This window comes from Vibrio hyugaensis, assembly GCF_002906655.1.
Lineage (GTDB): Bacteria > Pseudomonadota > Gammaproteobacteria > Enterobacterales > Vibrionaceae > Vibrio > Vibrio hyugaensis.
This window is the reverse complement of the sequence record NZ_CP025794.1, coordinates 2,153,304-2,180,272: the sequence shown is the minus strand read 5'-3', so window position 1 is coordinate 2,180,272 and position 26,969 is coordinate 2,153,304. Positions and strand designations below refer to the sequence as shown.

General features: G+C 46.8%; 27 protein-coding genes. 9 read left to right on the top strand and 18 right to left on the bottom strand.

Annotation, left to right across the window (positions count from 1 at the left end; translation table 11 throughout):
• Positions 1-4: 4 nt before the first annotated feature.
• The 4 genes from ilvD to ilvG are packed head-to-tail and all read right to left on the bottom strand — an operon-like array spanning position 5 to position 4,753.
• On the bottom strand, positions 5-1,846 hold the full coding sequence (gene ilvD / locus C1S74_RS10770) for a dihydroxy-acid dehydratase (protein ID WP_038870179.1): 1,842 nt from the start codon (positions 1,844-1,846) through the stop codon (positions 5-7).
• 13 nt (positions 1,847-1,859) lie between these two features.
• Positions 1,860-2,798 (bottom strand): branched-chain-amino-acid transaminase, encoded by a 939-nt coding sequence (gene ilvE, locus C1S74_RS10765; protein ID WP_045401058.1) that lies wholly within the window; start codon positions 2,796-2,798, stop codon positions 1,860-1,862.
• Positions 2,799-2,810: 12 nt separating this feature from the next.
• A complete protein-coding gene (gene ilvM, locus C1S74_RS10760) occupies positions 2,811-3,095 on the bottom strand; it encodes an acetolactate synthase 2 small subunit (protein WP_005440786.1) in 285 nt (94 codons plus the stop codon).
• Between the two features lie 11 nt (positions 3,096-3,106).
• Positions 3,107-4,753, bottom strand: coding sequence for an acetolactate synthase 2 catalytic subunit (gene ilvG, locus C1S74_RS10755; protein WP_038870177.1), 1,647 nt, complete (start codon positions 4,751-4,753; stop codon positions 3,107-3,109).
• Between the two features lie 461 nt (positions 4,754-5,214).
• On the opposite strand from ilvG, the gene C1S74_RS10745 reads away from it, so the two are divergent.
• Complete coding sequence (locus C1S74_RS10745; protein ID WP_038870176.1) at positions 5,215-6,738, top strand: YifB family Mg chelatase-like AAA ATPase; 1,524 nt, start codon at positions 5,215-5,217, stop codon at positions 6,736-6,738.
• A gap of 47 nt (positions 6,739-6,785) precedes the next feature.
• Here the strand turns inward: C1S74_RS10745 and C1S74_RS10740 are convergent, their stop codons facing one another.
• On the bottom strand, positions 6,786-7,742 hold the full coding sequence (locus C1S74_RS10740; RefSeq protein ID WP_045401060.1) for a DUF2860 domain-containing protein: 957 nt from the start codon (positions 7,740-7,742) through the stop codon (positions 6,786-6,788).
• Positions 7,743-7,907: 165 nt separating this feature from the next.
• On the opposite strand from C1S74_RS10740, the gene C1S74_RS10735 reads away from it, so the two are divergent.
• Positions 7,908-8,786, top strand: coding sequence for an acyltransferase (locus C1S74_RS10735; protein WP_045401062.1), 879 nt, complete (start codon positions 7,908-7,910; stop codon positions 8,784-8,786).
• A 62-nt stretch (positions 8,787-8,848) separates the two neighbouring features.
• Here C1S74_RS10735 and C1S74_RS10730 read toward each other — a convergent pair whose 3' ends face one another.
• The 5 genes from C1S74_RS10730 to C1S74_RS10710 form a co-directional block, all read right to left on the bottom strand.
• Positions 8,849-9,451 carry a thiol:disulfide interchange protein DsbA/DsbL gene (locus tag C1S74_RS10730; protein ID WP_038870173.1) on the bottom strand — a complete coding sequence of 201 codons (603 nt, stop codon included), beginning with the start codon at positions 9,449-9,451 and terminating at the stop codon, positions 8,849-8,851.
• A gap of 35 nt (positions 9,452-9,486) precedes the next feature.
• On the bottom strand, positions 9,487-10,473 hold the full coding sequence (locus C1S74_RS10725; RefSeq protein ID WP_045401064.1) for a serine/threonine protein kinase: 987 nt from the start codon (positions 10,471-10,473) through the stop codon (positions 9,487-9,489).
• A gap of 48 nt (positions 10,474-10,521) precedes the next feature.
• Entirely contained in the window at positions 10,522-11,943 is a 1,422-nt protein-coding gene (gene ccoG, locus C1S74_RS10720) for a cytochrome c oxidase accessory protein CcoG (protein WP_038870167.1), read from the bottom strand.
• A 310-nt stretch (positions 11,944-12,253) separates the two neighbouring features.
• A complete protein-coding gene (locus C1S74_RS10715; RefSeq protein WP_038870166.1) occupies positions 12,254-12,520 on the bottom strand; it encodes a YihD family protein in 267 nt (88 codons plus the stop codon).
• A gap of 122 nt (positions 12,521-12,642) precedes the next feature.
• Complete coding sequence (locus C1S74_RS10710; protein WP_103415275.1) at positions 12,643-12,810, bottom strand: hypothetical protein; 168 nt, start codon at positions 12,808-12,810, stop codon at positions 12,643-12,645.
• A 295-nt stretch (positions 12,811-13,105) separates the two neighbouring features.
• On the opposite strand from C1S74_RS10710, the gene C1S74_RS10705 reads away from it, so the two are divergent.
• Both C1S74_RS10705 and trhA read left to right on the top strand, forming a co-directional pair.
• Positions 13,106-13,912: a sporulation protein gene (locus C1S74_RS10705; protein ID WP_045401066.1), complete on the top strand. Its 807-nt coding sequence runs from the start codon at positions 13,106-13,108 to the stop codon at positions 13,910-13,912.
• A gap of 72 nt (positions 13,913-13,984) precedes the next feature.
• A complete protein-coding gene (gene trhA / locus C1S74_RS10700) occupies positions 13,985-14,638 on the top strand; it encodes a PAQR family membrane homeostasis protein TrhA (RefSeq protein ID WP_038870163.1) in 654 nt (217 codons plus the stop codon).
• Between the two features lie 36 nt (positions 14,639-14,674).
• On the opposite strand, the gene C1S74_RS10695 is transcribed toward trhA, so the two are convergent.
• The 6 genes from C1S74_RS10695 to def all read right to left on the bottom strand — a co-directional run bounded on the left by C1S74_RS10695 (position 14,675) and on the right by def (position 21,098).
• The gene (locus tag C1S74_RS10695) at positions 14,675-15,310 is read right to left on the bottom strand and encodes a DUF3157 family protein (protein WP_045401068.1); all 636 of its coding nucleotides are present in this window, start codon (positions 15,308-15,310) and stop codon (positions 14,675-14,677) included.
• A gap of 26 nt (positions 15,311-15,336) precedes the next feature.
• Positions 15,337-16,782: a TrkH family potassium uptake protein gene (locus tag C1S74_RS10690; RefSeq protein WP_038870160.1), complete on the bottom strand. Its 1,446-nt coding sequence runs from the start codon at positions 16,780-16,782 to the stop codon at positions 15,337-15,339.
• 9 nt (positions 16,783-16,791) lie between these two features.
• Positions 16,792-18,168, bottom strand: coding sequence for a Trk system potassium transporter TrkA (trkA, locus tag C1S74_RS10685; protein ID WP_010444684.1), 1,377 nt, complete (start codon positions 18,166-18,168; stop codon positions 16,792-16,794).
• A 64-nt stretch (positions 18,169-18,232) separates the two neighbouring features.
• Entirely contained in the window at positions 18,233-19,516 is a 1,284-nt protein-coding gene (rsmB, locus tag C1S74_RS10680) for a 16S rRNA (cytosine(967)-C(5))-methyltransferase RsmB (RefSeq protein ID WP_045401070.1), read from the bottom strand.
• An 82-nt stretch (positions 19,517-19,598) separates the two neighbouring features.
• Positions 19,599-20,546 carry a methionyl-tRNA formyltransferase gene (fmt, locus tag C1S74_RS10675; RefSeq protein WP_045401072.1) on the bottom strand — a complete coding sequence of 316 codons (948 nt, stop codon included), beginning with the start codon at positions 20,544-20,546 and terminating at the stop codon, positions 19,599-19,601.
• Between the two features lie 33 nt (positions 20,547-20,579).
• Entirely contained in the window at positions 20,580-21,098 is a 519-nt protein-coding gene (gene def / locus C1S74_RS10670; protein WP_038870153.1) for a peptide deformylase, read from the bottom strand.
• Between the two features lie 138 nt (positions 21,099-21,236).
• Between def and C1S74_RS10665 the strand changes: the two genes are divergently transcribed.
• From C1S74_RS10665 to C1S74_RS10650, 4 genes are read left to right on the top strand one after another with little or no spacing between them, the layout of a single operon-like run.
• On the top strand, positions 21,237-22,331 hold the full coding sequence (locus tag C1S74_RS10665) for a LysM peptidoglycan-binding domain-containing protein (RefSeq protein ID WP_045401075.1): 1,095 nt from the start codon (positions 21,237-21,239) through the stop codon (positions 22,329-22,331).
• Positions 22,315-23,424, top strand: coding sequence for a DNA-processing protein DprA (gene dprA / locus C1S74_RS10660; protein ID WP_045401078.1), 1,110 nt, complete (start codon positions 22,315-22,317; stop codon positions 23,422-23,424). The genes C1S74_RS10665 and dprA overlap by 17 nt, the downstream gene beginning before the upstream one ends.
• Positions 23,425-23,426: 2 nt before the next feature.
• The gene (locus C1S74_RS10655) at positions 23,427-23,906 is read left to right on the top strand and encodes a DUF494 family protein (protein WP_038870148.1); all 480 of its coding nucleotides are present in this window, start codon (positions 23,427-23,429) and stop codon (positions 23,904-23,906) included.
• A gap of 23 nt (positions 23,907-23,929) precedes the next feature.
• The gene (locus tag C1S74_RS10650; RefSeq protein ID WP_045401081.1) at positions 23,930-24,499 is read left to right on the top strand and encodes a DNA topoisomerase family protein; all 570 of its coding nucleotides are present in this window, start codon (positions 23,930-23,932) and stop codon (positions 24,497-24,499) included.
• Positions 24,500-24,563: 64 nt separating this feature from the next.
• On the opposite strand, the gene C1S74_RS10645 is transcribed toward C1S74_RS10650, so the two are convergent.
• Together C1S74_RS10645 and purE are read right to left on the bottom strand one after the other, a co-directional pair.
• Positions 24,564-25,697 (bottom strand): 5-(carboxyamino)imidazole ribonucleotide synthase, encoded by a 1,134-nt coding sequence (locus C1S74_RS10645; protein WP_045401086.1) that lies wholly within the window; start codon positions 25,695-25,697, stop codon positions 24,564-24,566.
• 4 nt (positions 25,698-25,701) lie between these two features.
• The gene (gene purE, locus C1S74_RS10640; protein ID WP_045401089.1) at positions 25,702-26,187 is read right to left on the bottom strand and encodes a 5-(carboxyamino)imidazole ribonucleotide mutase; all 486 of its coding nucleotides are present in this window, start codon (positions 26,185-26,187) and stop codon (positions 25,702-25,704) included.
• Between the two features lie 200 nt (positions 26,188-26,387).
• Here purE and tsaC point away from each other — a divergent pair, with 200 nt between their 5' ends.
• On the top strand, positions 26,388-26,945 hold the full coding sequence (gene tsaC, locus C1S74_RS10635; protein WP_045401092.1) for an L-threonylcarbamoyladenylate synthase type 1 TsaC: 558 nt from the start codon (positions 26,388-26,390) through the stop codon (positions 26,943-26,945).
• Positions 26,946-26,969: the final 24 nt, after the last annotated feature.

Below are 26,969 nucleotides of genomic sequence, written 5' to 3'. Positions count from 1 at the left end.
AAAGCTAGCCCTCGAGCTTAGATTTATCTCGCACTGCACCTTTGTCAGCACTGGTTGCCATGCTTGCGTACGCCTTCAAAGCAAAAGAGACTTCACGCTGACGGTTCGCTGGCTTCCAGCCTAGTTCGTCTTGTTTTGCTCGACGTGCAGTAAGCTCTTCTTCTGAAACATCCAGTGAGATAGAGCGGCTAGGAATATCAATGGTGATGATGTCGCCATTTTGAACCAAGCCGATAGTACCGCCACTGGCTGCTTCTGGAGAGGCGTGACCAATTGAGAGGCCTGATGTACCACCAGAGAAGCGACCATCTGTCAGTAGCGCACAAGACTTACCAAGGCCCATCGATTTTAGGTACGTGGTTGGGTAAAGCATTTCTTGCATGCCCGGACCACCTTTCGGACCTTCGTAGCGAATAACAACCACTTCACCCGCTTTTACCTTGCCACCTAAAATGCCATCAACAGCAGAGTCTTGGCTTTCAAAGACGATTGCAGGACCTTGGAACTTAAGGTTTTCTTCATCTACGCCAGCGGTTTTCACAATACAGCCATCCACTGCGATGTTGCCAGACAGAACGGCTAGGCCGCCTTCTTGGCTAAAGGCGTTTTCTTTTGAACGGATACAACCGTCTACGCGATCGTCATCAAGGCGATCCCAGCGGCAATCTTGAGAGAAGGCTTGAGTTGTTCGGATGCCCGCAGGACCAGCGCGGAAGAACTTAAGGACTTCTTCGTTTTCCGTTTGCATGATGTCGTATTCAGCAAGTTGTTGCTGCATCGTCATGCCAAGCACTGTGTGTGTATTGCCGTTTAGCAAGTTTGCACGATCAAGTTCACCCAAGATCGCCATGACACCACCAGCACGGTGCACGTCTTCCATGTGGTATTTCTGCGTTGACGGTGCCACCTTACAGAGGTGTGGAACGCGACGAGACATTTCATCAATGTCGTTCATGTCGAAGTCAATTTCACCTTCCTGTGCGGCTGCTAACAGGTGCAGAACCGTATTGCTAGAGCCGCCCATTGCGATGTCCAGTGCCATGGCATTTTCGAAGGCTGCGCGGTTAGCGATATTACGTGGTAGGGCTGACTCATCATCTTGTTCGTAGTAACGGCGAGTTAGTTCAACCACGCGTTTACCTGCGTTAATGAATAATTGCTCGCGGTCAGCGTGAGTCGCCAACATTGAGCCATTACCTGGCTGAGACAGACCCAATGCCTCTGTTAGACAGTTCATCGAGTTTGCGGTAAACATGCCTGAGCATGATCCACATGTTGGACATGCGCTGCGTTCGATCTGTTCGCTTTGTTGATCAGAAACGGTTGGATCGGCACCTTGGATCATTGCATCAACAAGATCTAGTTTGATGATCTGATCTGAAAGCTTGGTTTTGCCTGCTTCCATAGGACCGCCTGAAACAAAAATAACCGGAATGTTTAGGCGCATTGCAGCCATCATCATTCCCGGAGTGATTTTGTCACAGTTAGAGATACACACCATTGCATCGGCACAGTGCGCATTCACCATGTACTCAACAGAGTCGGCAATCAGTTCACGTGAAGGCAGTGAGTAAAGCATGCCACCGTGGCCCATTGCGATGCCGTCATCGACTGCGATAGTGTTAAATTCTTTTGCGATGCCGCCGGCTTTTTCTATTTCACCAGCAACCAATTGACCCATGTCTTTTAGGTGTACGTGACCCGGAACAAATTGAGTAAATGAGTTCACAACGGCGATGATTGGTTTACCGAAGTCTTCATCTTTTACGCCAGTAGCACGCCAAAGAGCACGTGCACCCGCCATGTTACGACCATGTGTGGTGGTAGCTGATCTATATTTTGGCATTTCTTAATCCTTCTTACTTCTGTTCTGGGTACACATAGTCTAACCAGCCCCACTTGTCTTCCGTGGTGCCGTTAAATAGGCCAAAGTAGGCCGCTTGCAGTTCTTTAGTTATTGGGCCGCGTTTACCGGTGCCCACTTCAATTTTGTCGATGGTTGCCACTGGTACAACTTCAGCTGCGGTACCAGTCATGAAAACTTCATCGGCAAGGTAAAGTGCTTCACGAGCAATGTTTGCTTCATGTACTTCATAGCCTTTGTCGCGTGCAATCGTCATGATCGAATCACGAGTAATACCTGGCAGAATTGCACTGGTTGCTGGTGGCGTGATGATGACACCATCTTTGATAACAAAGATATTCTCACCCGCTCCTTCAGATAGGTAACCATCGACACTTAGTGCGATGCCCTCGTCATAACCGTGACGGCGAGCTTCTCCACCCACCAATAGTGAAGATAGGTAGTTACCGCCTGCCTTAGCCGCAGTTGGGATGGTGTTTGGAGCTGCACGATTCCAACTAGAGATCATGGCATCAACACCAGCTTCTAGCGCTTCTTCACCTAGGTAAGACCCCCAAGGGAAAGCAGCAATGATGAGTTCCATTTCAGTGCCTACTGGCGGGCATACGCCCAAGCCAACATTACCCACAAAACCTAGTGGACGGATATAAGCGCTATCGAGTTTGTTTTGGCGAAGTGTTTCGCGTGTTGCTTCCATGATTTCCTCTACAGAGAAAGGGATAGGGAAGCGGTAAATTTTTGCGGAGTCTTTTAAACGCTGTGCATGCTCACGATGGCGGAAGACAATTGGTCCTTTTGGTGTGTTGTAGCAGCGTACGCCTTCAAAAACAGAGGTGCCGTAGTGCATCGCATGAGTCAAAACGTGTACGTTTGCCTCTGCCCATGGAACCATCTCACCATTAAACCAAATGAAATCTGCGGTTTTCGTTGCCATTTATTGCCTTCCTTATGCGCTCACGTGTTGTTGTAGGTTGTGATTTGGGAGTTCGTCATTGCGAATTTTCAGTACCTCGACGGTACGGATATCCCACAACTTTTCAATTTGATTAACCAAGAACGAGATTGGTCGGTCACTGTCGACGATGATCTCTACGCTGGCGACTTTGCTTTCGTGGTTTTGCGTCGCCGCAACTTGTTTGATCACAAAGCCTCGATGACGAATCACACGAAGAACGCGCTCTAACAGTACCGGTTTGTCATCGGCTTTGATGTCGAGTAAATATCTGTCCATGTGATTGTCTCCTAAGTATTTTCCAACATGTCACTGTTGGATGCGCCTGGTGGCACCAATGGCCACACGTTCTCTTCTTCATCGATTAAAACGTGAAGCATGTAAGAAGTCTTACTTTCTAGCATCTCTTTGAGAGCCGGTTCGACTTCTTCTTTCTTGGTGATGGTTTTACCCGGGATATCGAATGCTTTTGCCAGCATCACGAAGTCTGGATTGTCATCAAGAATGGTTTCACTATGGCGGCCGTCAAAAAACAGCGACTGCCATTGGCGAACCATGCCAAGACGTTGGTTATTAAGGAGGACAATCTTTACTGGTATCTGACGACGCTTCAGCGTGCCCAACTCCTGCACGTTCATCATAAATGAACCGTCACCTGTAATAAGGATAGACTGATCATCAGGACGTGCGACAGCAGCACCCATTGCAGCAGGTAAGCCAAAGCCCATCGTACCTAGACCAGCAGAAGTGATGAAGTTTTGTGGGTTACGCGGTTGGATATGTTGCGCTGCCCACATCTGATGCTGACCTACGTCAGTCGACACGATCGAGCTGTCCGGCATCATGTCAGACAGCTGTTTAAGTAACAGAGGAGCGTAAATTAACTCGCCTGGGTGGTCGTAACGCCATTTAAAACCGCTACGTAGACTTTCACTGTGGTGAACCCATGGTGAGATATCTTGTGTTAACTCTAACTGAGGAAGAATGGTATTGATGTCACCACGCAATGGCGCATTTGCATGACGCAGTTTGTGTATCTCTGCCGCATCGATGTCGATATGAATGACCTTGGCATGGGGTGCGAATGTATCAAGCTTACCCGTTACTCGGTCATCGAAACGTGCTCCTACCACAATCAAAAGGTCACTCTCTTGTACAACAAGATTGGCTGCTTTAGTGCCGTGCATACCCAACATACCAAGGTAGTGTGGGTCATGGCGTTCAATGGTACCCAGCCCTTTCAGAGTGCTTACTGCTGGCATAGGGTTTAGGCGTAGAAACTCACGAACGGCATCTGTTGCTTTAGCAAGTTGAACACCGCCACCTACGTACAAAACAGGGCGAGTTGAAGCGGCGAGAACTTCTTGTGCGCGTTGGATGTCTTCATCGCGGACTTGTGGGATGGCTGGTGGAACACAGGGAGGCAGAAGTTCAGTTGGTGCTTGAGCAAGTTGAACATCTTTAGCGATATCGACAATAACTGGACCTGGGCGGCCTGTTTTCGCTACTTCGAACGCTTCGGCAAGCGTTGGGGCAAGGTCTTCGATGTCAGTCACTAGGTAACTGTGTTTGGTACAAGAGAGGGACATTCCGATCACATCCATCTCTTGGAAAGCATCGGTACCGATATGAGAACTGGCAACCTGACCGGTAATGGCGACAAGTGGCACGGAATCTAGGAAGGCGTCGGCAAGGCCAGTAACAAGATTGGTGGCACCAGGTCCAGAAGTAGCCATACAAACTGCAACGTCTTGTGTCGCGCGGGCCATTCCTATAGCGGCCATTGCGGCCCCTTGCTCATGACGGCATAAGATGTGTTCTACACCACCATCATATAGCGCATCGTAGATTGGCATGATGGCTCCACCAGGATACCCAAACACCGTCTCGATGCCTTGCTGTCTTAAAGCGGCTACGACAAGTTGTGCACCGGTCATCGTAAACCTCCTTTGCTACGTTGTGGCTCGTAGCTATCGCCATGTGTTTCGCACTTCATGTGCACTCCCATTCTTCCCGTTAAGCTGTCTAAGAGTTAGACAGATGACAACATGTAGTTGTAAAAAAACCCCCGGACTTTTCAGTGCGGGGGTTTTTTGTAATTTGTGGTTATTTTTCGCCCACATTCCCCGCGCGGTGTCAATAATGACCACGATAATCAGGGCTAGCAGTGAGTTGATGTGAGCGAATATGTTCATCTGTCTGTCGTTCTTTTTTCGTTAAAAAGTATTGTGTAATGTTCTACGAAAATGTTTGCGTCACTAGTGGTAACACACAAATCTGCTGCATGACAAGCAAAAAGTCATTCTTTTTTCACATTAAGTACCCATCTGGACAGGCTATATAACATATCCATATAGAAAACATCTGCTTATATAGCGTACAAAAATTTGAGGAAATTATGGGGCTGGCAATCATTCATAGTCGAGCAAGTGTGGGTGTGCAAGCGCCATCGGTAAGCGTGGAAGTCCACATCAGCAATGGGATGCCGGGCTTTACACTCGTCGGTCTACCAGAAACAACAGTAAAAGAATCTAAAGATCGTGTCCGCAGTGCGATCATTAATTCCAACTTCCAATTTCCTGCCAAGCGAATCACGGTAAATTTGGCCCCAGCAGATTTACCCAAGGAAGGTGGGCGCTTCGATCTACCAATTGCGTTGGGAATTTTAGCTGCTTCAGAGCAAATCGCGACAGATAAGCTTAAAAACTACGAATTTGTTGGCGAATTGGCACTTTCTGGCGGATTAAGGCCCGTAAAAGGCGTCTTACCCGCCGCGCTGGCCGCAAATAAAAGTCAGCGTCATTTAGTTGTGCCCCATGCCAACGGTGATCAAGCCGCTTTGGTGGGGAAAGAAAAACACAAATCTGCGCAGTCTTTACTGGAAGTGTGCGCTGAGCTTTGTGGTCAGCATAAGTTGGAATTACACCAAGCACCAAAGCGTAATGTCGTCGAAAAGCATGGTCGAGATCTGCAAGACATCATTGGGCAGCAACAAGGTAAGCGTGCCTTAGAGATAGCGGCGGCAGGTAATCACAACTTACTTTTTCTTGGCCCTCCCGGAACGGGTAAAACCATGTTGGCTTCACGACTGTGTGATTTATTGCCTGAGATGACCGATGAAGAAGCGATGGAAACGGCATCAGTAGCGTCGCTAACTCAAAGTGAAATCAATGAACACAATTGGAAAACACGCCCGCTGCGCAGCCCGCATCATTCTAGTTCAATGGCGGCATTGGTCGGGGGAGGCTCAGTGCCTAGACCCGGTGAAATTTCATTGGCGCATAATGGACTGTTGTTTTTGGATGAGATGCCAGAGTTTGATCGCAAAGTACTCGACTCTTTAAGGGAGCCATTAGAGTCGGGGGAAATCATTATTTCACGTGCGCAGGGTAAAACTCGTTTTCCGGCTCGATTTCAGTTGGTCGGAGCGCTCAACCCGAGCCCTACGGGTTATTACGAAGGTAACCAATCTCGCACAAATCCACAGGCGATTTTGCGTTATCTTGGTCGATTATCAGGGCCGTTGCTTGACCGATTTGATATGTCGTTAGAGATTCCTGCACTGCCGAAAGGTACGTTAGCTGAAGGAGGTGATAGAGGTGAGCCAACCTCCGTAGTAAAACAAAGAGTCAACTTAGCCAGAGAGAGTATGTTGCAACGCAGTGGCAAGGTAAATGCCCTGCTGGGGAGCCGAGAAATTGAAGCTTTCTGCCCATTACAAAAATCCGATGCGGAATTTTTAGAGAATGCGCTGCATCGTCTTGGGTTATCGATTCGTGCCTATCACCGGATTATCAAAGTTGCGCGGACGATTGCTGATCTGGAGGGCTCAGCAGCGATTGAACGAACGCATCTTGCAGAAGCGTTAGGGTACAGAGCGATGGATAGATTGCTCAAGCAGTTAACCGCACAGGCGGTATAGAAGCTATTTCGCAGCGAGTCTGGTTTGTACTCGCTGCAATATAAGGGTTAGAAGGTGTAGTTTAAACCGACCGACAACAAGTACTCTTTTTCATCATAAAAAGTAATGTCGGAATCCGTACTGCTATAACCTGCTAGTGAGATGAAAGACCAGTTGTCCCAATCAAATACATTTTTGTACTCGTATGCAGCAAACAAACTTAACTTATCATCGTTGCGAGTTTTACCAAACGTCGCGCTTGCTGATTCAAAGTCTTTGACCGTGTAGCCGGCAGTTAAGGCAACACGATGTCGATTGATAAACTGGAACCAACTTAAGTCCAATCTATAAGAGTTAAAGGATTCTGCGTCGCCATCTGCATCATGATAAATGTAAGTAAATGCGGGTTGTAGCATCGATGTGCGGCTGAGTGGAATTCGATAGTCACCTTTGATGTGGTAGATCTTAGCATCACGGGCCAGTGATGGATCGGTCACGGTGTCTTTTTCTACGTCTTTGTCTGCGTAAGCCAGATCAAGATTAAAGTTATCGTCTAAAAAGCGGTTGATCTGGAAACGAAAGGCGTTGCCACCCTCATCTGTGGTTTTTCTTGTTTGATTGATCAAGTAAGGGTTTTGCCAGGTTTCCCCTTCCAAAATGGTCGGTAAATACGAGAAATCGAGCACAGTGCCTGAATCTAATTGGTATTTATAGCCCAATTGGAATGCCAAAGTACCGATAGCGATATCGGAACGTGTCGTACCAGCATACACTTGGTGGTTAAGTCGGTGACCGAATGTATAAGCTGCGTTGCCTAGAGGGGCAGCAATGAAAGAACTGTCGCTCTCGGCACTTTCATCGAGAGAGTTAATTGTACTGCTGTTATCCGTATTAAAATGGGATTCAGATGAGACGAAGCCAGCATTTAATGAAACTTCGCCGCTAAAACCTGCGGTCTCTGCTAGTTGAGCCTGAGCTGTGCTGACGATAAAGGCCAAAGGCAGTAAGGTTAGCCTTGGATTCATTCGCGTTCTCCTTGTTTGTCGAATGAAGAATATTTGTTTGAGCGGTGGTCCAGTTTTACATTGCAACAAATCTGACCATTCTTACAAATGTTCCAATATGGCAATGGATTCGTATAATTACACGCTGTTTTATTGCTCACGCGCACAAGTTATCGATTGGTTACCATGTTGGCATATTTGTTACTCATTTTTAACGCTTCCTTTGTGATTATAAATTCTGCGATTTGTTCTATCGCAATTTGTATCATTGCTATTTTTAAGCTTTTGCTTCCAACAGCAAAGCTCAAAGCTAAGGGGACAGAGGCGGCCAATAAAATGATGTGGGTTTGGGCCACCATCAACATGGGTATTCTTGCCTTATTCAATCGCGTTGAATGGGATATTGAAGGCGGTGAAAACCTAAAGAAGGATGGTTGGTACCTCTTGATCAGTAATCATCTTAGTTGGACTGATATTGTTGTACTGTGTTGCGTGTTTAAAGATCGCATTCCGATGCCAAAATTCTTCCTCAAGCAACAGCTATTATATGTGCCTTTTATCGGAATGGCTTGTTGGGCGCTGGATATGCCGTTTATGCGTCGTTATTCGCGGGAGTTTTTGATTCGTAATCCACACAAACGTGGTCAAGATTTGGCAACCACGCGCCGTTCGTGTTCCAAATTCAAACATACTCCGACCACAGTAGTTAACTATGTCGAAGGGACTCGTTTTACCCAAGAGAAGCAGCGTAAGAGCCGTGCCGGTTACCAATACTTATTGCAGCCTAAGTCAGGTGGTATCGCATATACATTAGCGGCAATGGGTGATCAGTTTGAGAACATTATCGATGTGACATTAGCTTACCCAGAAAACACAGATAAACCATTTAAAGATATTTTGATGGGCCGTATGACCAAGATTGTGGTGCGTGTGAACGTGTTGCCTGTGGATGAGAAGGTATTGGGGGATTACTTCAATGATAAGCCGTACAAGCGCCAATTCCAGCAATGGTTAGGCGAGGTTTGGCAAGAGAAAGATATCTTGCTGCAAGGTATTCATAAATAATCCGAGCTAAAGTTAAATTGAAAAGGGGAGCATCTTGCTCCCCTTTTTCATTTCAATTCGAATTACTTAAGTGTCAGTAGGTAATCTACAAGAGCAAAGTATTCTTCAGTTGATTTGATGCCTTGCGCTTGAACTAGGTACTTGTTGTTCACGATTACTGCAGGTACACCAGTTAGGCCGCTGTTTTCAAATTGCTTGTCCATGCGACGAACCATTGAATCTACCGCGAAGCCTTTGAATGCAGCATCGAATTTCTTCGCATCTACACCTTCATCTAGGAAGATTTGACGAAGCTCTGCGTCGTCACGTGGTGCTTTACGCATGTTGTGAATGCGGTTAAACATCACGGGTACCATCTTATCTTCAATTTTAAGCGCAACCATGGTCGCATAGGCTTTGCTCATTGAAGGCCCCATGTTGCCCCCCATGAATGACACGTGGTTCTTTTGCAGTTTCACCCCTTCAGGTAGCTGCTTCTTCAACTGCTGAATGATAGGTTCAAACGTATTGCAATGCGGGCAGTAGAAAGAGAAGAACTCAGTAACGACAGGCTTCTTTGATGCTTCTAGATCCAATACTTTGTATTGTTCACCTTCTTTGAATTGCGCTGCATGTGCCGACAGGCTAAGCATCAGCATAGAAAACAGTGCGAACAGCTTTTTCATTTAAATAATCTCCATTTTGAATTGTTCGGCCCGACTTACCATTGAGGCATTAAAGACAGTGGTGCTTCTTCTAAGTTGGCAATCTGCTCTTTAAATCCAAGGACCTGACCTTCCCAGTATTTTGGCTCATTGAACCATGGAAAAGCGAGCGGAAATGCCGGGTCATGCCAACGTTTTGCTAGCCATGCCATATAGTGCACCATTCGTAGACCGCGAAGTGGCTCGATTAGTTTCAATTCTGCCGAGTTAAAATCGCAAAACTCTTGGTAACCTTCTAAAACAATGTCCAATTGCATTAGCTTATCTTGACGTTCACCATTGAGTAGCATCCACAAGTCTTGCACCGCTGGGCCATTACGTGAGTCATCTAAATCGACGAACATTGGCCCATCACGCCATAAGATGTTACCCGGATGGCAATCACCGTGCAGACGAATGGATTTAAAGCCATCTTGCCAGTGGTTTTCGAGTGATTTGATCAGCATGTCTAAATCATTGAAGAAACTATTTTCCAAATGCATTGGGATCATATTGGCGTTTTGCAAAATCTCTCTTGGTTGGTAGAGATACTCTTGTAGACCAATGCTTGGACGGTGCTGAAACGCTTGTTTGCTTCCCACTTTATGAATACGACCTAAAAAGCGACCAACGCCTTCTAATTGATCGAGGTTATCCACTTCAAACTGACGACCGCCAACACTCTCAAACAAAGCAAAGCTGTAACCTTGATAGTGATGCAAGGTGTGACCATTAATGCGAACGGGTGGGGCGACGGGAATTTCGTTGTCGATCAGTTCAAGCGTGAAATCATGCTCTTCTTGAATTTGCTCATTGCTCCAACGTTCTGGGCGGTAGAATTTTACTACGTAGCGTTGGCGTTCTTCGTCAGTGAATTGGTATACGCGGTTTTCATAGCTGTTGAGAGGCAGAAATCCTGACTCTGCTCGAATACCGATGCTCTCTAGCGCGTACCACATAAAGTCGGGCGTCAGGGCATCAAAGTTGAAAGTACCTTGGGACATATAAATAAAAAGGCTCATTACTGAGCCTTTTTCCATTGGTCTTCGAAGTTATAGCTTCTTGATGAATCGGCTTTCTACTTCGATAGTGAATTCGTTGCTCTTATCGGTGAGTATAAACTGAATTGTCGTAATCGCGGAGTTTAGCGTGTCAGGATCAACGCCAAGACTCATTGGTAAGTTCAAGACTTCTCCAGGTTCAACTTGAATCGTTTGTTTGCCATACCAACTGACATCACTCAAGCCTTCCACGTTTAAGTCATACTTTTGAACTTGTTGGGTTTTGTTGATCACTTTGAGGGTATAGGTGTTTTCCACTTCACCTGAGCTATTAACGCGGAACAACTGATTACGATCACGCAGTACACTCATGCCTGCCGGGTCAACGGATGCGACTTGGAGGAAGAACAAGCCAATCATCACCAATAATACTGCACCATAACCAAGCAGTTTGGGACGCATGACCTTTGTACTCTTGCCTGAGAGGCGGTGTTCTGTGGTGTAGTTGATCAGACCCTTTTCATAACCCATGCGTTCCATGGTTTTGTCACAGGCGTCAATACATGCACCACAGTTAATGCACTCATATTGCAAGCCATCGCGAATATCAATGCCAGTTGGACAGACCTGAACACACAAATCACAGTCGATACAGTCACCGAGCCCCATTTGTTTATGGTCTGCTTTACGTGAGCGAGGACCTCGCTTTTCTCCGCGTTTGGTATCGTAACCAACAATGAAGGTGTCTTTGTCGAACATGGCGGATTGAAAGCGTGCATAAGGACACATGTGAATACACATGATAGAGCGCATCCAACCTGCATTACCGTAAGTACAAATTGCGAAGAACATCACCCAGAACACTGGCCAGAAGTTAGCATTGAAAGTAAAGAAGTCGATAACCAACTGTTTCATCGGTACGAAGTAACCAACAAAGGTGAAACCTGTCGCAAGGGCTATCGCAAACCACGCGATATGTTTGAGGGTTTTGCGTATCGCTAAATTGGTGGTCAACTTATTGGAATCTTGTTTACGGCGTTTATTGGCGCTGCCTTCTAGCTTTTCTTCAAACCAGATATACATGAAGGTCCACACGGTTTGTGGGCACAGATAGCCACACCAAACCCGACCTAAAAAGGTGGTGATGAAGAATAACCCAAAAGCGGAAATCACAAACAGCAGGGCGAGCAGGGTGAGATCTTGAGGGTACAGAGTGGTGCCGAAAAAGTTGAACTGCTGGTTTCCGATATCCAGCAAAATGGCTTGGCGCTCTCCGTAAGGAATCCACGGAACCAATGCAAATAGCAACAACAAAAACCAACCACCATAACGGCGTAGCTTTTGAAAGGTGCCTTTGCTCTCACGCACATAGATACGATTACTTGGGTTGAAACGGTCCCCATTCCCTTTGTGGGTTTTGGGATTAAAGGTTTTGGGAGTCACATCTTTGATATCGATCTTATCCTGACTCATGAACGCTTCCTTCTTTCGGCTCTTATAATGTGCGGCGACATTTCTATTGATGACGCTCAATGACATTGCTGTTTTGCCCAGACGGTGAATCATGACTGGGCATAATTATTTTAGTAAATACTGATGAACGGCGATTATACAATCAATAACAATTCCGTTTCTTTAACACTGTCAACGTTTAACAACAAAAGTCAGTACAATTAACCTGATAAATGGCTGAACAGTTATAAATGGCTTTTCGAACTGGTTGATTTAGTTATAAAAAAAGCGACTCAAATGAGTCGCTTATCAGTATTGGGTGTTGAGCCGTTTACTTGATGATGCCGCGAGCGCGAAGGATGGCGGTTTTAAAGTCATCTTCTTGGTCTTTCTTTAGACCTGGGATCATTTCGTCTTTGCTGCTATTGCGCATTTTGAGGTGGTAGATCAACACATCATCAGTCAGATCTTCCAATTTGCCTTCATAACCCGCTTCGTTTGCCAGTTTAACGATGAACTGTAGCAGGTTCATTTCTTGATCTTTATGCCACTCTGGTTCTAGTAGCTCAAGCAGCTCTTCAATACGATGACACTTCATTTCTTTCTCCACAGAATTTATAGGTGTTATTTGCTACTAAAGGTATCAAATTGCTTGGCGAACACCAAATAGGAAAGGGCGGAGAGAAAAGAAAAAAGCGCGGTGACTGCCGCGCTTTTTAATTAAGCTGCTTTAATAACTTTGTTTGGAACACTTGGCATAATCGCTGTCTTCTCAACCAGAGTCATTGTTGGCGCAACTTGTTTTGCCTTTGGCGCAGCAGTAAAACCACTGCGACGGCGCATTGCACTACGATTAGTGTGTGCGAACCTGACTATTGTTGGGCGCATTTAGATACCTAACTGCCAGGCATATCCATTGCCGATGTAATGGCCTGAGTCACTATGAGTTGAGCTTCAACTGCTTGAAGGGTGGCTCTTCTGGCTTTCGCCAATCCAAATAATGAATCAGGAATAATGATATGCATGCATATCGTGTATAGGTTAGCACTCCTGCCATAATTGGTCGATAGTTGAACAGTTGAATTGTATGGATTTTATCGTTTTTGAGCTTAGAACAAGGTGAAATTTGTTTTGATCCCATGATCAGCAGTAGTAGTATGAGAATTCTACGAAGGAGGTGCATATGTCATTTTTGAAGAAGACACTGGCAAGTTTTGGGATCGGTAGTGCTAAGGTCGACTCGGTCCTGAATCAAGATGTGCTATATCCCGGCCAGAGCGTGGATGTTTCTATCCATGTCTATGGTGGAGCGACAGAGCAAGCGATCGACAATATCGATCTCAAACTTTGCTGTCGTTATATCGCAGAAGCCCCAGATGATCGTGGTGCTCGTGAAGGACAGAGTATGCGAAGAGTGCTGCAGACTCATGTTTTGGCGAAGTGGAACCTCCCTTATGCATTTACCATTCACCCTGGTGAAGAGCGCACCTTTGACGTGAAGCTCGACGTACCATGGAACACACCTGTCACTATTGGTGATGCCCAAGTCTGGCTTGAAACTGGCTTAGACGTCGCCATGGCACTAGATCCAACCGACAAAGACATTCTCACTGTTAGACCCGACCCACTTATGGATGCCATTTTGTCTGCTTTTGAATCGCAAGGTTTGCGCATTCGACAAGTTGAGTGCGAAGAAGTGAAAGGCTTTGACCTCCCATTTGTGCAAGAGTTTGAAATGGTGCCAACCGACGGCCCATATCACGGAGTATGGCGAGAATTGGAGTTTGTTGCTCACCGCGACGAGACAAACCTGAAGTTATGGTTTGAAGTTGATCGGACTCGTAGTGGTGCTCGTGGCATGTTAGCTAGCCTACTCGGCAGTGGGAAATTAAAACGTGAGTTGAGTATCCCAATCAATACTAAATTGGATGATGTTGGCTCATTAGTGCTCAACTATCTTGATCAAACTACCGCAGCGCACGAGTCCTAATTTAAGCTTACACGTGTAAGCCTAATGTGCCATACTAGAGTGAATATTCAAAACTCTAGTATAGGCGCGTTCATGTCCTCACCTCAGAAAGCACAATACAGTCAGGGCGAAGAACTGGCCAACTCCATTACTCATGGTATTGGAATGATCTTCGGCATTGTTGGCTTGGTTCTGCTTCTCATCAAGGCTTTCGATCATCAAGCGGATGCGCTGACCATTACCAGTATGGCGATCTACGGCTCGAGTATGATTGTCTTGTTTCTGGCATCCACGCTTTACCATGCGATCCCATATCCGAAAGCCAAACGCTGGCTAAAAACGTTTGACCACTGCGCTATTTATCTACTGATTGCAGGTAGCTATACGCCATTTTTATTAGTGAGCCTACGTACGCCACTAGCAATTGGGTTGATGATTGTGATTTGGACCATTGCTCTGATCGGTATCATCATGAAAGTCGCATTTGTGTATCGGTTTAAAAAGCTGTCTTTGATGACGTACTTAGTGATGGGCTGGTTGTCACTGATTGTGATCTATCAGTTAGCGATTAACCTAGATATCGGTGGTTTAACGTTGCTGGCTGCTGGTGGTTTGGTGTATTCAATAGGGGTGATTTTCTACGTTGCCAAACGAATTCCTTTTAATCACGCGATTTGGCATGGCTTTGTGTTGGCGGGTTGTGTCTGTCACTTCTTCGCGATTTATTACTTTGTCGAGCCTATCTAACATAAAGATAAACTCGACAAAGTGATGTGCCATATATTAGCGAGTTTTCACTTCTAATACTTCTGCAGAGAACTGGTACTGCTGCGACTGTGGCACTGCCAATTTAATTGTTTTACCTTGCTCGGCCTGTTGTGGGCGAAGGTAGGTATCTGCCATGCGTTTGATAGATTGCCAAACCGTGATGTTTTCTTTCGCCAATTGTTTGCCAGCCATATCGAATACCTGTACTTCCACTTCTACCTGAATCACTGATTGTGAGCTTTGGTTAGTGATAGAAGTTGGGAAAATCAGTTCACCATCTTCATAGCTCGCCGAGCCAATCAATACATCCACACCTGAATCAGACAGCTGCATGGTTGGCTTCTTCGCGTTTACAACAACGGTGGTTCCGACTTTCTTGTTCACAACTGGAATCGTCGCTATCTCTGCTGTTGTGTCTGGTGCAGCTACTGTTGCTACGGCTGTTGTCGAGGCTACCACTGCCGCCGCTTCTACCGCTTCAACTTTTTCTAGTGTGGTTTCTGCGGCCTTTGGTGCTGTTTTATTTACGACATATTCCCACGTGAAGTCGTCGTTCAGTTTTACTTCGCGCCCATCCGCAAGCTTCACGACTTCTGCAGCGTAAACGGATGAAGTGGCTAGTAGGGTAGCCAGAGTGATCCATGTTTTCATTGTTATACCTTTTATTTTAAGTCTGTTTATCTACGCCAAAACGCCGGGAAGAACAGTACAAGAATAGTCAAAATTTCTAAGCGTCCCATTAACATACCAAAGCTTAGGAGCCATTTCGCTGTGTCTGGTAAAGGCGCAAAGTTACCTGTTGGGCCAATCACGCTACCCATGCCAGGACCTACGTTTGCTACCGCAGTAATCGAACCAGAAATACTGGTCACAGGATCTAGGCCAAGCGCACTTAAACAGCCAGCGATGAAGATAATGGTAATAAAGAACATCAAGCCAAATGCCACCACTGAGCGAACAATATCGTCGTTCACTGGGCGTTGGTTATAACGTTGAACGAATACGCCAGATGGGTGAATCAGCTTCATGATTTGCTTGTTAAGTAGCGTCATCGCGATCTGGAAGCGGAAGATTTTAATCCCTCCTGAGGTCGAGCCCGAACATGCACCTGCCATCATTAAGAAGGCAAACAGTGTCGTTGGGAGGGCGCCCCATGCGGTGAAGTCTTCTAGACCAAAGCCAGTGGTCGTAACGACAGAGACGATGTTGAACATGGATACACGCAGTGCATCCAAAATGGTGTAACCATCACGAAGCACGAGCCAAGCAGAAACCACGAGACTTGAGAACAAAAACAAGTAGGCAAAACCGCGCACTTGGGCGTCTCGTATTAAGACTTCGACACTGCGTTTACGTAACGCGGCAACAAACAATAGGAATGGCAGACCACCAAGGAACATAAAGGTGGTGGCCACCCAATGTGCGCCATTAGAGAAGTGGTTCATTGAACCATCTGATGTTGAGTAACCGCCCGTAGATAGGGTGGTGAAGGCGTGGTTGATGGCTTCAAACAGGTTCATGCCAGTCAGCAAATAACCCACAATACACAAGCCTGTCAGCATCAAATACACCAATACGATGTTCTTCGCGACGGTCTTGGCTCTTGGACTACTTTTGTCTGACCAATCAGACGATTCGGTTTGGAACAGTTTCATACCACCGACGTTAAGCATTGGTAGGATGGCAACCGCCATTACGATAAAGCCAATGCCCCCAAGCCACTGCAAGATAGATCGCCACAATAAGATGCTCGGAGCCATGTTGTCTAAGCCACTGAGCACTGTAGAACCGGTTGTCGTGATGCCAGACATGGTTTCGAAGTAGGCGTCGGTAAAGCTAATGTGGTTGATGAATACGAATGGTAATGCTGCAAAGGCACTGGCGATGGTCCACACCAAACTGGTAATGAGGAACATATCGCGAACACTGAGCTTGAATTTAGCGGTTCGACCAATCGTCAAACAGATGAATGCGGCTAGGTGGGTGATCACAACGGCTTGGGCGAAATCGAGGAATCCGCCTGTACCTGTGAAAAACGCGACCAAAGTCGGCACGTACATAAAAAGGGCCAGTTTGGATAAAACCAGCCCGATAACAAACAGTACGGGACGTAAGTTGACCATAGGAAAATCCTAGAGGAAGAATGGACTCGGCTGGAACAGCGCTTCGACGTCTGGTACGTACTTTTTGTCGACCAGGAACATCACGACGTGGTCATCTTGTTCGATGACAGTGCGGTCGTGTGCGATAAGAACTTCTTCGCCACGAACGATAGCACCAATGGTGGTTCCTGGTGGGAGTTTGATATCGCCAATCGCGCGACCTACCACCTTGGATGTGGTTTCGTCACCATGCGCAACGGCTTCAATCGCTTCTGCCGCGCCACGACGCAGAGAAGATACGTTAACAATGTCAGCACGACGAACGTGCGTCAGTAGGGCAGAAATCGTCGCTTGCTGTGGTGAGATAGCCACGTCAATCACACCGCCTTGCACTAGGTCAACATAAGCGCCGCGCTGGATCAGCACCATCACTTTCTTTGCGCCCATGCGTTTTGCCAACATCGCAGACATGATGTTGGTTTCATCCTCGTTGGTTAACGCGATGAACACATCTACTTGGTCGATGTTTTCTTCTGTTAGCAGTTCTTGGTCTGCCGCATCACCACAGAAGACGATGGTGTTTTCAAGCTGCTCAGACAGTTTTTCTGCACGCTGGTAGTTACGCTCAATCAGTTTGACGCTGTAGGTTTGCTCAAGGCGTTTGGCTAAGCTCGCACCGATGTTACCACCACCAACAATCATGATGCGGCGATAGGGCTTCTCGAGGCGCTGAAGCTCACTCATTACTGAGCGGATATGGTTACTTGCTGCAACGAAGAACACTTCATCATCAGCTTCAATGATGGTGGTGCCTTGCGGACGAATTGGACGACCTTGACGGAAAATCGCAGCAACACGAGTATCGATGTGCGGCATGTGCTCACGCAGGGCAGACAGAGCATTACCTACTAAAGGGCCACCGTAGTAGGCTTTTACCGCTACTAGGCTGACTTTCTGCTCGGCAAAGCTTACCACTTGCAACGCGCCTGGGTATTGGATGAGGCGTTCGATGTAGCTGGTTACCAACTCTTCTGGTGCGATAAGGTGATCGACAGGAATAGCACCAGATTTAAATAGGGCTTCTTTTTCTGCCAGATATTCTGGAGAGCGAATACGTGCAACACGGTTTGGGGTATTGTACAGAGTGAAGGCAACCTGACACGCGGCCATATTGGTCTCATCGGTGTTGGTCACCGCAACGAGCATGTCAGCGTCTTGTGCGCCCGCTTCGTGCAGCACATCTGGGTGGCTCGCGTGACCATTAACAACACGAAGATCGTACTTGTCTTGTAACTCTCGCAGTCGGTCGCCATTTTTGTCGACGATGGTGATGTCGTTATTCTCACCTACGAGGTTTTCTGCCAATGTGCCGCCAACCTGACCAGCACCAAGAATAATGATTTTCATACTCTTTACTCGTTATCTGAAAAAGGCGATTGAATTCGCTTCAATCGCCCTATTTAGCATGCTGTTACGCGTGTTTTTTCGTTAGCACTGCGTAGTAGAAACCATCCATATCTTCTTCACCTGGTAGAATCTGACGACCAGGTTGTTCGGGATCAGAGTCCACTAGTTGTGCGTTCGCAGTTCGTGCTAAGAACGCTTTTACTTGCTCCACGTTTTCTTGTGGTGTGATTGAGCAAGTCGCGTAAACCATGGTGCCGCCCGGTTTCAGTTGCGTCCACATGGCATCAAAAATTTCGCTCTGTAGTTCCGCCAGTGCGGCAATATCATCAGCACGACGTAGCCATTTGATGTCTGGGTGACGACGAATTACGCCCGTTGCAGAACATGGTGCGTCCAGCAAAATGCGATCAAATTGTTCGCCTTGCCACCATTCTTGAGGATTACGCGCATCGCCGCAAACCACTTTTGCCTGAAGGTTGAGACGCTTCAGGTTTTCGTGCACACGTTTAAGACGTGTGTCGTCGCAGTCAATGGCAACCACTTCGCTGCCAGACGTACGTTCAAGAATGTGCGCCGTCTTACCGCCCGGTGCTGCACAGCAGTCTAGGATCAGCTCGCCATCTTTTGGTTCAAGATAGTTAATCGACAGCTGTGCTGCCGCATCTTGCACCGATACCCAACCTTTTTCAAAGCCTGGCAGTTTCATCACATCGCATGGCGCGGCCAATTTTAGGGCGTCCATTGCTTGTGTGTGTAGCGTGCTATCAATGTTTTCATTTTTGAGTAGCGTTAGGTATTCATCACGAGTGTGGTGCTGGTGGTTTACACGCAGCCACATTGGCGCTTTTTGGTTGTTGGCTTCAACAATGCTTTCCCACTGCTCTGGGTAAGCTTCTTGCAGCAGTTTAAGTAACCAGCTTGGGTGGCCGTACTTGCCCGCATTGTTGCTGACTGCCATTTGGTCTAGTTCTTCTTGGTTGCGCTGATAGTTACGCAATACCGCGTTGATAAGACCGCGTAGACGAGGACCTTTCAGCTCTTTGGTACCTTCAACCGTTTCACCGACTGCAGCGTGCGCAGGAATACGCATGAAGCTTAGCTGATAAATGCCTACCAAAATCAGGTGATGGAAAACGCGTTGTTTGCCTTTTAGCGGCTTATCCATCAACTGGTTTGCAATCATTTCTAGGCGAGGGAGGTAACGTAGAGCGCCGTAACAGATCTCTTGTAGAAGAGCGTGGTCACGTGGTCGTACGTTTTGTTGAGCCGCTGGAAGAGCGCTTGAAAGTGAGTGGCCCTTGTCGACGACAAGATACAAGACGTTGGCAGCCGCAGCGCGAACATTCATGATGAGTACCTTAAAGTAAAGGAGGGCATCTCTGCCCTCTAAAAGTTCGTATTATTGGTCTTTGACACTATTGTCTGGCTTTTTAAACCAGTTGGGTGCCAACTTCAAACCAAGATGCACGTGAGTTCAGAATATCTTGAACTGACATGGCTTTTTTACCCGGAACTTGCAGTTGTTCCAGTACCAGTGTGCCATTGCCTGTCGCAACATAAATACCAGTTTTATCTGCTTGCACAATAGTGCCCGCTGGCTTGTCACTGGTTTGTTCCGTCACACGGCTTTGCCATACTTTGATGCTGTTTTCAGCCGCTTCAAAGTGGCTCATTGGCCATGGGTTGAATGCGCGAACGCAACGCTCAATGTGTGCCGCGTCGTCATTCCAATTAATGCGTGCTTCTTCTTTGCTTAGCTTCTTTGCGTAGTTTGCAAGCTCGTCATCTTGCTTCACTGGTTCAGCATTACCTGTTGCGATGTCTGCTAGGCAGTCAATCAGAGCATCAGGGCCTAAGTCTGCAAGTTTTTCGTACATAGATGCGCTGGTGTCACTTGCTTCAATCGGCAATGTTGCGATTTTCAGCATGTCACCTGTATCCAAACCAATGTCCATCTGCATGATGGTTACACCCGTTTCTGCATCACCAGCCCAAATTGAACGTTGGATAGGAGCAGCGCCGCGCCAGCGAGGAAGAATCGAACCGTGTACGTTGATACAACCTAGTTTAGGTGTGTCTAGCACAACTTGTGGAAGCAATAGGCCATAAGCCACTACTACCATGATATCGGCGTTTAGATCGGCAAGCTCTTGCTTGGCTTCGTCTGATTTGAAGTTTTCTGGCTGATAAACCGGAATGCCGTGCTCTAGCGCGATGGTTTTTACTGGGCTGGCAGTAAGCTTTTTACCGCGACCAGCAGGGCGGTCTGGCTGAGTGTAAACCGCAATTACTTCGTGCTCCGAAGACAACAACGCCGCCAAGTGACGGGCGGCGAAATCCGGAGTACCTGCAAAGACAATACGTAAAGACTGACTCAAGGTAGACTTCCTTCTAATTAAATTGTATCGAGATCAAGCGTTTTGCTGTTTCTCGTTAAAGCGTTTGATTTTCGCTAGCTTGTCTTGAATACGCTTGCGCTTTAGTGGCGATAGGTAATCAACGAACAGTTTGCCCATTAGATGGTCTAGTTCGTGCTGAACACAGATTGCTAGCAGATCGTCAGCGTCGAAAGTGTATTCTTTGCCATCGCGATCTAGGGCTTTAACGGTAACTTCAGCAGCGCGAGCTACAAGTGCTCGAGCACCAGGTACCGACAGACAGCCTTCTTCAATGCCATCTTCGCCACGCTTTTCCAGAATCTCAGGGTTGATAAGCACCATTGGCTCATCGCGAGTCTCTGAAATATCAATTACTACGATACGTTTATGGATATCAACCTGCGTTGCCGCAAGGCCAATACCTTCTTCGTCGTACATGGTTTCAATCATGTCATCGACGATTTTTTGAATCTCAGGTGTCACCTCTTCTACAGGTTTTGCAACGGTACGCAGGCGATCATCTGGGAATGTTAATACTTGTAATACAGACATATTCACTCGAAATATTGAACTGTGCCGTAACAGCACAAACCTTGTTGGCTCAATTCTAGACATTTTATGACCTAAATGACAGCATCCTGATACCAATTTCCATTCCGGCAACTGCCTAACAGACCAAGGACGAGGGTCATGAATCGAATTTTCCGCAACGTTTCTCGCATTACGTTGCCGTTACTTTTCTCTTTCAGTGCCGTAGCAAACACGGACTCCCAACCACTTACCGTTAAAGACGATGCACCCAAAACTTACGTTGTGGTGAAAGGTGATACGCTGTGGGATATTTCTGCTTTGTATTTGGATAGCCCTTGGTTGTGGCCTCGTTTGTGGCAGGTAAACCCAGAAATAGACAACCCACATCTGATTTATCCCGGTGATAAGCTCTCTTTGGTTTGGATTAATGGCCAACCGGTATTGAGTTTAAAGCCGGTTAAAAAGCTTAGCCCTCAAGCGCGTATCACGGAAAGAAAAGCGGTACCGACGGTTGCGGAAGGGTTGGTGATGCCTTATCTGAAATCCGATCGCTTAGTGGATGATGAAACATTAGAAAATGCAGCCAAAGTGATGGGCAGCAGTAAAGGCAACAAATTCCTTACTGCGGAAGACACGCTGTATATTAGTGGTGAGCAAACTTCGGCAGGATGGGCTATCTATCGACCTGTAGAAACCTTTTCGCGAGATGATGTATCAAAGCAAATCACGGCATTACGTTTGATTGCTAAAGGTGAGTTGATCGAGGCGTCGAGAGAATTTTCTGGTCTGAAGATCACCACGCAATTGCAAGAGATTGTCCGTAACGACATTGCTTTGCCAGTTCAAGTTCTTGATAACGGTGATTTCTCTGCAACATTCTATCCGTTGCCATCACCACAAGGCTCTTCTGCGAAATTATTGGGGAATATTGAAGGTATCCGTTATAGCTCGACCAACCAAGTTGTGGTGATAGATAAAGGCACATCGGATGCGCTTCGCCAAGGCAGTGTGTTTGATTTGAAAGAAGACGCACACCCAGTATTCAAAGACGGTGATGACTTTGCCAAAGATAATGGTTTGCTCGATACGAAAATTACCTTACCACAGAGCAAAGTTGGGGAGTTGTTAGTGATTCGCCCGTATGAGTATTTCAGTCTTGCTCTGATCACCAATAGCACGAAGCCAATCAACAAAGAGGTATCTGTGGTTTCTCCTCTGGTAGAGGAATCGACTACCAATGCAACCACACAATGATACCGACCTCGCTGCCTGGTTAAAGCTCAGCTGCTTACCAGGCATTGGCGGGGTTAAGATGAATAAGCTGCTGACCAAAGACACGCCGAATAACATTGTCCAATACTCGACTGAACAGCTTCTCCGCCTTGGGCTGACGATGAAACAGTTACAAGCATGGTCTGAGGTCGATAAAGAAGTCGATGCTTGTTTAACTTGGTTAGAATCCTCTTCCCATCATTCTATTCTCACCTTGGCGAATCCACTTTATCCTCCACTTCTTAAACAAACGGTCGCGCCACCTCCTTTATTATTTGTAAAGGGAGATGCGAGCTGTTTGTCTCAACCGCAAATCGCCATGGTTGGTAGTCGTAATGCTAGTGTGGATGGGTTGCAACATGCTCGTAGCTTTGCTTCAGAACTCGTACAACATGATCTGATAGTGACCAGTGGCTTGGCTTTGGGTATTGATGGCCACGCTCATGATGGTGCGCTTATGGCGGGCGGTAAAACTATCGCTGTCTTAGGTTCTGGGTTGGAGCAAGTGTACCCCGCCAGGCATCGTGGTTTAGCGCAGCGTGTCATGGAGAATGGCACTCTCGTTTCGGAGTTTCGTCCAAACGCGAAACCTCGTGCGGAAAACTTCCCACGTCGCAATCGAATTATTAGTGGTTTGTCGTTGGGTGTATTGGTGGTGGAAGCGGCGGAAAAAAGTGGCTCTTTGATTACTGCTCGTTATGCTCTGGAACAAGGTCGTGAAGTATTTGCGCTTCCTGCCTCTATTCATTCGCCCAATGCGAGTGGCGGTAATCAATTGATTCGTAACGGTGCTTGTCTCGTACAAACTACTCAAAACGTGTTAAATGAAATACAGTCACTGCTTGATTGGTCTATTAATCAGAGCCTAGATTTATTTTCTGCGCCAATTGATGAAGAAGAATTGCCATTTCCTCAGCTGTTAGCTAACGTAGGAAATGAGGCTACACCAGTTGATATTCTTGCAAACAGGACCAATATACCTGTCCAAGAAGTCATGATGCAGCTCTTAGAGCTTGAGCTTTCAGGGCATGTTGTTGCAGTATCCGGTGGCTATATTCGAAAGGGGAGGGGCTAGCTATGATGATGGATATACTTATGTATCTATTTGAAACCTACATCCATAGCGATGCAGATTTACAGGTCGATCAAGACGAATTGGAAGATGAGTTGCTTCGTGCAGGTTTCCAACAAAAAGACATCTACAAAGCCCTTGTCTGGTTAGAAGAGCTGGCGGCGTTGCAACAAAGTGACGCACATTCTGCTATCTCGACTTGCATTGCAGCGGCATCGACCCGTATTTATACATCGTCTGAGATGCAGCGTTTGGATCTTGAATGTCGTGGTTTTCTATTGTTTCTAGAGCAAATCAATGTTCTGACTACGGAAACTCGCGAAATGGTTATTGATCGGGTGATGGGGCTAGAAACTCATGAATTTGAGCTTGAAGACCTGAAATGGATCATTCTTATGGTGCTGTTTAATGTGCCGGGCAACGAAAACGCCTACACGCTGATGGAAGAGCTGCTATACACCAAGGAACAAGGTATTCTTCATTAATATCTTCTGCTTGAGCGATGAGTATGAGTAGTAAAATCGATCACAACCTTTTCTCGGCACATGAGCATGCGCTTGAGCGCGAACCTTGTCCTAAATGCGGTGGGGAAGTCTCTCTTAAACACGGTAAGCATGGCCCGTTTTTAGGTTGTAGCCATTATCCAAGTTGCGATTATATCAAGCCGCTACACAGCAATGATGGCCACATCGTAAAAGAGTTGGGCGTGCCTTGCCCAGATTGCGGTAATGAGCTGGTGTTGCGCCAAGGGCGTTATGGTATGTTTGTTGGCTGCAGCCATTACCCAGAATGTCATCATATTGAGTCGATTAACCAACCTGAGCCAGAGCAGCAAGCGAAAGAGCAACATGCTTGCCCTGAATGTGGTAAAGGACATTTGGTTGAGCGTAAGACCCGATTTGGTAAAACATTTTATGCGTGTGATAACTATCCGAAGTGTAAGTTTGCGGTGAACTTGCCGCCTGTAAGAGGCCGCTGCGAGGAATGTGGGTTTACCTTATTGGTAGAAAAGAAACTTGCCAGCGGGATCAAGCTGCAATGCGCGAGCCGTAAGTGCCAGCATATTCAATCACAATAACCTTCAGTACGAATTAAAAAGGGTCGCATCATGCGACCCTTTTGCTATTTATTCCGATGCTTTTCTATGCTTGCCACTGCTTGGCAAATTCATGCACAGCAGGGAAAGCCTGTTCATCCAGAACCTCTGCTAATGCACAAAGTTTGCGATTAAGTTCGCCAGTGTAGTCACCACATACGTTGATGTGGCCCATCTTGCGACCCGCACGTTTTTCTTTGCCGTACCAATGAATGTGGCAACCATCCATTGCTAGCAATGCTTCTGGTAGTGTGTCTTCGCCAAGAATATTAATCATCGAGGTTTCACGAACCAGTTTCGTGCTACCCAAAGGCATGCCACACACGGCGCGTAGGTGGTTCTCAAACTGACAGGTTTCTGCACCCTGTTGAGTCCAGTGTCCAGAGTTGTGTACGCGTGGTGCGATTTCATTAACCAGTAAAGTACCGTCAACGTCGAAGAACTCCAGCGCTAGCACGCCAACGTAATTCAAGTTGTTGGCAACGGCCGTGAACATCTGTTTCGCTTGCTCTTGCAACTCTGGCGCATCAATCGCAGTAGATAGACTCAATACACCATTGGTATGGACGTTCTCTGCCAGAGGGTACACTTCAACGCTGCCATCTTTACCACGAGCACCAACCAATGAAACTTCGCGGTTAAAAGGGACAAATTCCTCAGCAACAATCGCTTGGGTTGGTGTTGCTGCGATGCACTCTACCATCTCTGTCCAAATGTCTTCGACTTGAGAAGTCTCTTTTAAGCGCCACTGGCCTTTACCATCGTAACCACCCAACGCACTTTTCAGAACCATTGGCATACCAACATGTTCAATTGCGCGGTCAAAGTCTTCACGAGTTTCGATTACGTAGTATTTCGCGTTACGCACGCCAGCATCATCAAGCAATGCCTTTTCAATGCGGCGATCACCGCCTGCTTTGATGGCTTGCGTACTTGGTAAGAACTTACCGCTCGCTTCGCAAACATCGAGCACATCATGTGGGATATGCTCGAACTCAGCAGTAATGACGTCGACTTGTTCAATTGCATTCTCTAAGCCGTTGCCGATTACGTGCTGAGTCAGTGGATGAACGATGTTACCGCTGCCCACATCGTAAGCTGATATTTGAATATTCAGTGGCGCACCAGCCAGAGACATCATACGAGCTAGTTGACCCGCACCAAGAACCAGTACATGCATCTGATTAATCCTCAGCAGGGTTTGGGTTCGCCAAAACAGTTTCCGTTTGTTCGTTACGGAACGCTTCGACTTTTGCCATGATCGCCTCATCATGTGTACCAAGGATTTGAGCAGCCAGAATGCCTGCGTTTGCTGCGCCTGCTTCACCAATCGCCAATGTGCCAACCGCAATGCCTTTTGGCATCTGTACGATAGAAAGCAACGAATCTATGCCTTTTAGTGCACGAGACTGAACTGGAACGCCAAGTACAGGTACGCTGGTAAACGCCGCCGCCATGCCTGGTAGGTGAGCTGCACCACCCGCACCTGCGATGATGACCTTAATGCCACGTTCTTTCGCACTGCTTGCGTAATCAGCCAATAATTGAGGAGTACGGTGAGCTGACACCACCTTTGTTTCGTAAGACACGCCAAATTGATCCAGCATGTCCGCTGCTAGTTTCATGGTTGGCCAATCTGATTTAGAACCCATGATGATACCGACTTTCATCTCAAACTCCTTCAAGCTGCAAAATTAGGTGAGCTGATAAATTTGTGCGCATTATACGGGGATTTTTACCTCAAGCAAACGTTTGCGTGTATTTGTAAATGCTATTGATACATTTTATAAACAAATTGCTTTAGTCTCTAAGAATGAATATTTGTACACTTAGTACAAACACAACAAATAAGATTATCAGGAAGTCTTCAGTGGAGAACTTTGAACAGGTGCTAGAAGCACTACAAACAGGCGAAGTGATCGCCTACCCAACAGAGGGCGTGTTTGGTGTTGGCTGTGACCCAGATAACCCGGAAGCGATTCAAAAGTTGCTAGAGCTAAAGCAGCGCCCAGTAGAGAAAGGGCTCATTCTTATTGCGGCTAGCTATGAGCAGCTTTTGCCTTATGTTGATGAATCTCAGTTGACTCAAGATCAGTTAGATAAAGTCCATGCGACGTGGCCAGGGCCATACACTTGGATTATGCCCGCGAGTGACAAAGTCTCTCACTGGGTATCGGGTCAATTTGATTCGATTGCCGTACGTGTGACGGATCATCCTTTGGTACAAAAGATGTGTAATGCGTTCGGAAAGCCGCTAACCTCTACCAGCGCGAATCTTACAGGTCTGCCTCCTTGTATGACGACGGAAGAAGTCGAAGAACAGTTAGGTGACCGACTTGTGGCGATCTTACGTGGTAAAACCAGTGGTCGTGACAAGCCGAGTGAAATCCGTGATGCTAAAACCTCGCAAATATTAAGACAGGGCTAACCCTGCTAGTCAGCAATCAATAGG

Excerpts from the sequence above, each read along its gene's own strand:
- ilvD (WP_038870179.1), bottom strand. The coding sequence starts at position 1,846 with ATGCCAAAATATAGATCAGCTACCACCACACATGGTCGTAACATGGCG.
- ilvE (WP_045401058.1), bottom strand. The coding sequence starts at position 2,798 with ATGGCAACGAAAACCGCAGATTTCATTTGGTTTAATGGTGAGATGGTT.
- ilvM (WP_005440786.1), bottom strand. The coding sequence starts at position 3,095 with ATGGACAGATATTTACTCGACATCAAAGCCGATGACAAACCGGTACTG.
- ilvG (WP_038870177.1), bottom strand. The coding sequence starts at position 4,753 with ATGACCGGTGCACAACTTGTCGTAGCCGCTTTAAGACAGCAAGGCATC.
- C1S74_RS10745 (WP_038870176.1), top strand. The coding sequence starts at position 5,215 with ATGGGGCTGGCAATCATTCATAGTCGAGCAAGTGTGGGTGTGCAAGCG.
- C1S74_RS10740 (WP_045401060.1), bottom strand. The coding sequence starts at position 7,742 with ATGAATCCAAGGCTAACCTTACTGCCTTTGGCCTTTATCGTCAGCACA.
- C1S74_RS10735 (WP_045401062.1), top strand. The coding sequence starts at position 7,908 with ATGTTGGCATATTTGTTACTCATTTTTAACGCTTCCTTTGTGATTATA.
- C1S74_RS10730 (WP_038870173.1), bottom strand. The coding sequence starts at position 9,451 with ATGAAAAAGCTGTTCGCACTGTTTTCTATGCTGATGCTTAGCCTGTCG.
- C1S74_RS10725 (WP_045401064.1), bottom strand. The coding sequence starts at position 10,473 with ATGTCCCAAGGTACTTTCAACTTTGATGCCCTGACGCCCGACTTTATG.
- ccoG (WP_038870167.1), bottom strand. The coding sequence starts at position 11,943 with ATGAGTCAGGATAAGATCGATATCAAAGATGTGACTCCCAAAACCTTT.
- C1S74_RS10715 (WP_038870166.1), bottom strand. The coding sequence starts at position 12,520 with ATGAAGTGTCATCGTATTGAAGAGCTGCTTGAGCTACTAGAACCAGAG.
- C1S74_RS10710 (WP_103415275.1), bottom strand. The coding sequence starts at position 12,810 with ATGCGCCCAACAATAGTCAGGTTCGCACACACTAATCGTAGTGCAATG.
- C1S74_RS10705 (WP_045401066.1), top strand. The coding sequence starts at position 13,106 with ATGTCATTTTTGAAGAAGACACTGGCAAGTTTTGGGATCGGTAGTGCT.
- trhA (WP_038870163.1), top strand. The coding sequence starts at position 13,985 with ATGTCCTCACCTCAGAAAGCACAATACAGTCAGGGCGAAGAACTGGCC.
- C1S74_RS10695 (WP_045401068.1), bottom strand. The coding sequence starts at position 15,310 with ATGAAAACATGGATCACTCTGGCTACCCTACTAGCCACTTCATCCGTT.
- C1S74_RS10690 (WP_038870160.1), bottom strand. The coding sequence starts at position 16,782 with ATGGTCAACTTACGTCCCGTACTGTTTGTTATCGGGCTGGTTTTATCC.
- trkA (WP_010444684.1), bottom strand. The coding sequence starts at position 18,168 with ATGAAAATCATTATTCTTGGTGCTGGTCAGGTTGGCGGCACATTGGCA.
- rsmB (WP_045401070.1), bottom strand. The coding sequence starts at position 19,516 with ATGAATGTTCGCGCTGCGGCTGCCAACGTCTTGTATCTTGTCGTCGAC.
- def (WP_038870153.1), bottom strand. The coding sequence starts at position 21,098 with ATGTCTGTATTACAAGTATTAACATTCCCAGATGATCGCCTGCGTACC.
- C1S74_RS10665 (WP_045401075.1), top strand. The coding sequence starts at position 21,237 with ATGAATCGAATTTTCCGCAACGTTTCTCGCATTACGTTGCCGTTACTT.
- dprA (WP_045401078.1), top strand. The coding sequence starts at position 22,315 with ATGCAACCACACAATGATACCGACCTCGCTGCCTGGTTAAAGCTCAGC.
- C1S74_RS10655 (WP_038870148.1), top strand. The coding sequence starts at position 23,427 with ATGATGATGGATATACTTATGTATCTATTTGAAACCTACATCCATAGC.
- C1S74_RS10650 (WP_045401081.1), top strand. The coding sequence starts at position 23,930 with ATGAGTAGTAAAATCGATCACAACCTTTTCTCGGCACATGAGCATGCG.
- C1S74_RS10645 (WP_045401086.1), bottom strand. The coding sequence starts at position 25,697 with ATGCATGTACTGGTTCTTGGTGCGGGTCAACTAGCTCGTATGATGTCT.
- purE (WP_045401089.1), bottom strand. The coding sequence starts at position 26,187 with ATGAAAGTCGGTATCATCATGGGTTCTAAATCAGATTGGCCAACCATG.